The sequence below is a fragment of the Variovorax sp. 01T439_2 genome (assembly GCF_056398445.1).
The window spans coordinates 1-5572 of the sequence record NZ_JBFTPJ010000338.1 but is presented as its reverse complement, the minus strand read 5'-3'; the positions used below and the strand labels follow the sequence as shown (position 1 = coordinate 5572).

At 67.9% G+C, this 5572-nt stretch carries 5 protein-coding genes; all 5 read right to left on the bottom strand.

What is annotated here, in order from left to right; genetic code table 11:
• Positions 1–138: 138 nt before the first annotated feature.
• A complete protein-coding gene (locus AC1DOC_RS16930; protein WP_478079641.1) occupies positions 139–1017 on the bottom strand; it encodes a sugar phosphate isomerase/epimerase family protein in 879 nt (292 codons plus the stop codon).
• Between the two features lie 8 nt (positions 1018–1025).
• The gene (locus AC1DOC_RS16925; protein ID WP_436311016.1) at positions 1026–2213 is read right to left on the bottom strand and encodes a dihydrodipicolinate synthase family protein; all 1188 of its coding nucleotides are present in this window, start codon (positions 2211–2213) and stop codon (positions 1026–1028) included.
• Between the two features lie 16 nt (positions 2214–2229).
• A complete protein-coding gene (locus AC1DOC_RS16920) occupies positions 2230–3393 on the bottom strand; it encodes a Gfo/Idh/MocA family protein (RefSeq protein WP_478130127.1) in 1164 nt (387 codons plus the stop codon).
• Between the two features lie 32 nt (positions 3394–3425).
• On the bottom strand, positions 3426–4856 hold the full coding sequence (locus tag AC1DOC_RS16915; RefSeq protein ID WP_478130126.1) for an enolase C-terminal domain-like protein: 1431 nt from the start codon (positions 4854–4856) through the stop codon (positions 3426–3428).
• A 9-nt stretch (positions 4857–4865) separates the two neighbouring features.
• Positions 4866–5572, bottom strand: a 707-nt coding sequence (locus AC1DOC_RS16910) for an ABC transporter ATP-binding protein (RefSeq protein ID WP_478130125.1), incomplete at its 5' end; no start/stop codon positions are given.

The following is a 5572-nucleotide window of genomic DNA, read 5'->3' as shown; positions in this document are numbered from 1 at the left end:
GAGCGTGCCCTGGTGCACAGGCCATCGGGTGCTCCCCGCAGCGAAATAAAGGAGGAGCCGAAGGCGGGGGACATTCGCGGAGGGGAGTACCCGGTGGCCTGTGCACGCACCCCGAATACGCCGTCCGCAAAACGGAATTCAAACAGCTTGCTTATGCCGTTCGATACACACGTCGAGCGTTTCACTGCCGGCCCGCTGCCACCAGTCGAGATTCGAAAAGATCTCGACCTCGCTGAACCCCGCGAAGCCCGTGTCCTCGACCCAGCCGCGGATCTTCTTGAGCTCGACCACGCCGTCGCCCATCATCCCGCGGTCCGAGAGCAGGTCGCGCGTGGGCGTGAGCCAGTCGCAGACGTGGTACGCCAGCAGCCGCTCGCGGCCGGCGCGCGCGATCTGCTGCTGCAGCTTCGGATCCCACCACACGTGATAGATGTCCAGCGCCACACCCAGCATGCCGCTCTTGCCCGCATCGAGCTCGTCGCAGATGTCGAGCGCGTGTTCGAGCGTGTTGATGCAGGCGCGGTCGGCCGCCTGCATGGGATGCAGCGGCTCGATGGCCAGCGGCATGCCGACTTCGCGTGCGTATTCAAGCGATGCGGCGATGCCGTCGCGCACCTCGCCGCGTGCGCGGGCGATGTCCTTGTAGAGAGGCTTGCCCTCGAGCGCGCCGGGCAGGGCGCCGACCACCAGCACGAGGCAGGGCGCATCGAGCGTCTTGGCCTCGTCGATCGCGCGGCGGTTGTCGTCGAGCGCGGCCTTCAGGCCCGCTGCATCGGCCGCCGGAAAGAAGCCGCCGCGGCAGTAGCCCGAAAGGCCGATGCCGTGCGCCTTCAGCTGCATTGCGATCTTGTCGAGCCCGACGGCCGCCACCTGGTCGCGCCAGGGGCTGATCGCGCGGATGCCGCGTTCGGCGCACTGGTCGATRATGCGGTCCAGCGGCACCTCGGCGCCCAGTTGCTTGCGGATGGTGGCGGTGTTGATCGACAGCCAGTCGTGGTTCTGCGAGAAGTCGCGCATGGCTTCGATCAATTGTCCACGCCGTGCAGCGCAAGCAGCGTCTTCATGCGCCGCGCCGCCAGTTCCGGCTGCTCCAGCAGGTTGGCCGCGTCGGCCAGCCGGAACAGCTCGGCGAAGTGCTGCAGCGAACGCGTGCTCTGCTGGCCGCCCACCATCGTGAAGTGCTTCTGGTGGCCGTTGAGCCAGGCCATGAACACCACGCCGGTCTTGTAGAAGCGCGTGGGCGCCGCAAAGATGTGGCGCGACAGCGGCACCGTCGGGCCGAGGATCGCGTGGAATTTTTCCGTATTGCCTTGGGCCAGCGCACCCAGCGCCGCGCTCGCAGCCGGCGCGATGGCGTCGAAGATGCCCAGCAGCGCGTCGCTCTTGCCGTGCGTGGGCTCGCGGCCGAAGCCGTCGCCGGCGATCAGCTCGGCATAGTTGAAGTCGTCGCCCGTGTACATGCGCACGCCCTTTGGCAAGCGGCGGCGCATCGCGATTTCCTTGTCCTTGTCGAGCAGCGAAATCTTGATGCCGTCGACCTTGTCGGGATGCGCCGCGATGATGCCGATCGCCGTGTCCATCGCGGCGTCGACGTCCTTCGTGCCCCAGTAGCCGGCCAGCGCCGGATCGAACATCTCGCCGAGCCAGTGCAGCACCACCGGCTGCCTGGCCTGCGACAGGATTCGGTCGTACACGCGCTCGTAGTCGGCAGGGCTCTTCGCCACGCGCGCGAGCGCACGGCTCGCCATCACGATCAACTTGCCGCCGAGCGCCTCGATCGCCGCCATCTGCTCTTCGTAGCCGCGGATCACGTCGTCCACGCTCTTCACCTCGTCGAGGTTCAGGTGGTCGGTGCCGCAGCCCGAGGCGACCAGCGCGCCGGGCACGTCCTTCGCGGCATCGAGCGAGCGGCGGATCAGCTCGAGCGAGGTCGGCCAGTCCAGGCCCATGCCGCGCTGCGCGGTGTCCATGGCTTCGGCCACGCCCAGGCCCAGCGAGAACAGGTGGCGGCGGTAGGCGATGGTCGTGTCCCAGTCGACGGCGGCCTGCAGCCAGGGGTCGACCGCGGCCAGCGGGTCGGCCACCACGTGCGCGGCCGAGTAGGCGATGCGGTTGAACTTGATGCCCGCATCGGGCTTCACCGGCGCGGTGCCGCGCAGGGCGTAGGGCGCGAGCGAACCGCTCGCGGTGGGAAGGGTCAGCGTCAGTGCCATGRCTTGTACTTCTTCTTCAGACCTTCAGCGCGGGCACGTCGACCCAGCGGCGGTCCTTCCACGATTCGAGCGCGGCCTCGACCAATTGCACGCCCTTGGCGCCCTCGGGCAAGGTCCACTTGTAGGGCTCGTTCTCCACCACGTGGCGAATGAAGTGCTCCCACTGGATCTTGAAGCCGTTGTCGTAGGCCTGCGAATCGGGGATCTCCTGCCACTGGTCGAAGAAATTCATCATCTGCTTCTCGTCCGGGTTCCACACCGGCCGCGRCGTGGCCACGCGCGACTGGGCGCGGCAGCTCGACAGGCCCGCCACGGCCGAGCCGTCGGTGCCGTCGACGTGGAAGGTCACGAGGTCGTCGCGGCGCACGCGCGTCGCCCAGCTCATGTTGATCTGCGCGATCACCGGCTCGCCGTTATGGCCCGTGAGCTCGCAGGTGGCGTAGGCCGCGTCGTCGGCGGTGGCCTCGTAGGGCTTGCCGGCCTCGTCCCAGCGCCTGGGGATGTGGGTCGCGCCAATGCACGACACAGACTTCACTTCGCCGAACAGGTTGTCCAGCACGTAGCGCCAGTGGCACATCATGTCCAGGATCATGCCGCCGCCGTCTTCCTTGCGGTAGTTCCAGCTCGGGCGCTGGATCGGCTGCAGGTCGCCCTCGAACACCCAGTAGCCGAACTCCAGGCGCACGCTGAGCATGCGGCCGAAGAAGCCGGCGCGGCGCAGCATGTCGAGCTTGCGCAGGCCCGGGAGGAACAGCTTGTCCTGCACCGCGCCGTGCTTGAGGCCCGAGCCTTCCGCGAGGCGCGCGATCTCGACGGCCTCATTGAGATTGGTGGCGATGGGCTTTTCGCAGTACACGTGCTTGCCGGCGCGGATCGCCTTGGCCAGCAGCGTCGGGCGCATCTGCGTGGTGCCGGCGTCGAAGAAGATCGTGTCGTCCTTGTTGGCGAGCGCCGCGTCCAGGTCGGTGCCCCAGCGCGCGATGTTGTGGGCCTTGGCGAGCGCTTCCATCTTCTCGGCGTTGCGGCCGATGAGGATCGGGTCGGGCATCACCTTGTCGCCATTCGACAGCGTGACGCCGCCTTGGGCGCGGATCGCGCAGATCGAGCGGATCAAATGCTGGTTCATGCCCATGCGTCCGGTGACGCCGTGCATGATGATTCCGAGTCGTTGGGTGGCCATCGTTTTCTTCCTTGGGATGCGAGAGAGGTGCTTCAATAGACGGAACGCATGGCGTCCCACGAGATGCCGGCGCCGGGCTTGCCGGTGGCAAAGCCGGGCGCGGTGGCGAGCGGCGACAGGGCTAGCTGTCCGCCGCGGATGGCGAGGCGCACAGCGCCGTCGCTCGGTTCGTAGAGGCCGGGATGCAGCTTCAGCAAGGCCTGCTGCTCCGCCTCGGGCACGGCCGCAAGGCCGTTGACGTAATGGTGTCCGTTGCGCTCGACATGCGAGAGGCCGAGCCAGCCGACCAGCGCGAGGTCCTGCTGCACGCCGATGCCGGCCTGCATGGTCAGGTCTTCGCCGGACAGGAAATAGCGGTCCGCTTTCTCAGAAGCATTCCAGTGCGCGCAGCGCGCCGCATTGACCACCGACTTGTAGAAGCCCTTGCAGCTCTTGCTCGACACGCCGGTGTAGCCCAGCGCACGGGCCCGCACGAAGGCATCGAGCGTGGCGTCGGATTCGTCGATGAGCAGGGGAATGCGCTTGCCCAGCGCCGCCACGTCGCGCTGCAGGGCGGCATCGCGGCGGATCGGCTGTTCGACGAAGGCCATCCTCTGCGCGAGCTTCCACAGCACGGGCGTCGACAGCATGCGGTCGAGGAAGACGGCGAAGTCGCCGGCATCGGCGTACTGCTCGTTGCCGTCGAGCGTCACGAGCTGCGCGTGGCCGTCGATCACGCGGGCGATGCGTTCCAGGCGCGCGATGTCCTGCGCCGTGTGGCCGCAGAGCTTGAGCTTGAAATGCGTGAGCCCGTAGCGTTGCACCGCCGCGGCCAGCGTGGTGGGCAGGCCGTCGGCCGGCGCATCGGGCAGCGGGTCGCTGTCGTCGATGGCATCGGCCAGGCCGACCGTGTGGCGCGCCGCGATGCTCTTGCGCGGCGATCGGCCGGCCAGGAAGCCGGACATGCCGAAGCCCGCGAGATCGTCGGCCAGCCCGCTGCCGGCAACATCGATGCCGCACAGGTTGGCGCTCATCGCCGCGGCAAAGCTCTGGCCCGTGTGCAGGCACRGCGCATCCATCAGCGCGCGGTCGATCAGCGCGGGGCCGTAGCTCGCCACCAGCGCCTGCAGGCCCTTGGCTTTCGCGCGGGCCTGCAGCGCGGCGTAGTTCGATGCGAAGTGCGTCCAGGCGGTCTGCGCTTCGTCCTCGGCCAGATAGGCTTCGCGCGMATCGCGCAGCGCAAAGCGAAGCTGCTCGAAGTTCTGCTCGTTGGTGAGCGCCGGGTTCTTGTCGAACCACTTGGGCACCATCATCTCGGCCGCACAGCCTTCGGCCGTTCGGCCATTCTCGAAGCGGATGCGCGCCCGCACGTAGACCTGCGGGCAGGCCGTGACGGTGGCGGCGCCAAAGCGGAACGGCAGCCTGAGCGCGACGTCGCGCTCGGCAAACCGGATCTCCTCGACGTGGAAACGGGGCGCGTCCATGGGTGCGGCTCAGTGGTCCAGGATGCCCTGCGAGAAAAAGTGCGCGCGCACCTCTTTGGTGTAGGCGCCGAACTCGGCCGAGGCCATGACGTCGAGCGTGCGCGGGCGCGGCAGGTCGATGTCGTAGACCGCGGCGATCGAGCCGGGGCGCTCGCTCATCACGATCACGCGGTCCGAGAGAAAGATCGCCTCGGGGATGCTGTGCGTGATCAGCATCACGGTTTTCCTGGAGGCCATCCAGATGCGCTGCAGCTCCAGGTTCATCTTCTCGCGCGTCATCGCGTCGAGCGCGCCGAAGGGCTCGTCCATCAGCAGCACCGAGGGGTCGTGCAGCAGCGCGCGGCAGATCGACGCGCGCTGCTGCATGCCGCCCGAAAGCTGCCAGGGGTACTTGCCCTCGAAGCCCTTGAGGCCCGCCATCTCCATCAGCTCGCGCGCACGGGCCTGCGACGCGGCCTTGGGCAGGTGGCGCATCTCGGCCTGCAGCAGGATGTTGTCCTCCACGCTGCGCCAGGGCAGCAGCACCGCGCTCTGGAACACGATGCCCACGTCCTTCTGCGGCCCCTTGATCGGCTTGCCCGCCAGCGTGAGCTCGCCGCCGCTGATCGGCAGCAGGCCGGCCACCATCTTGAGCAGCGTGCTCTTGCCGCAGCCCGAAGGTCCGACGACCGAGACGAACTCGCCTTCACGGATGGCAAAGTCGAGCGGCTTCAGCG

Excerpts from the sequence above, each read along its gene's own strand:
- AC1DOC_RS16925 (WP_436311016.1), bottom strand. The coding sequence starts at position 2,213 with ATGGCACTGACGCTGACCCTTCCCACCGCGAGCGGTTCGCTCGCGCCC.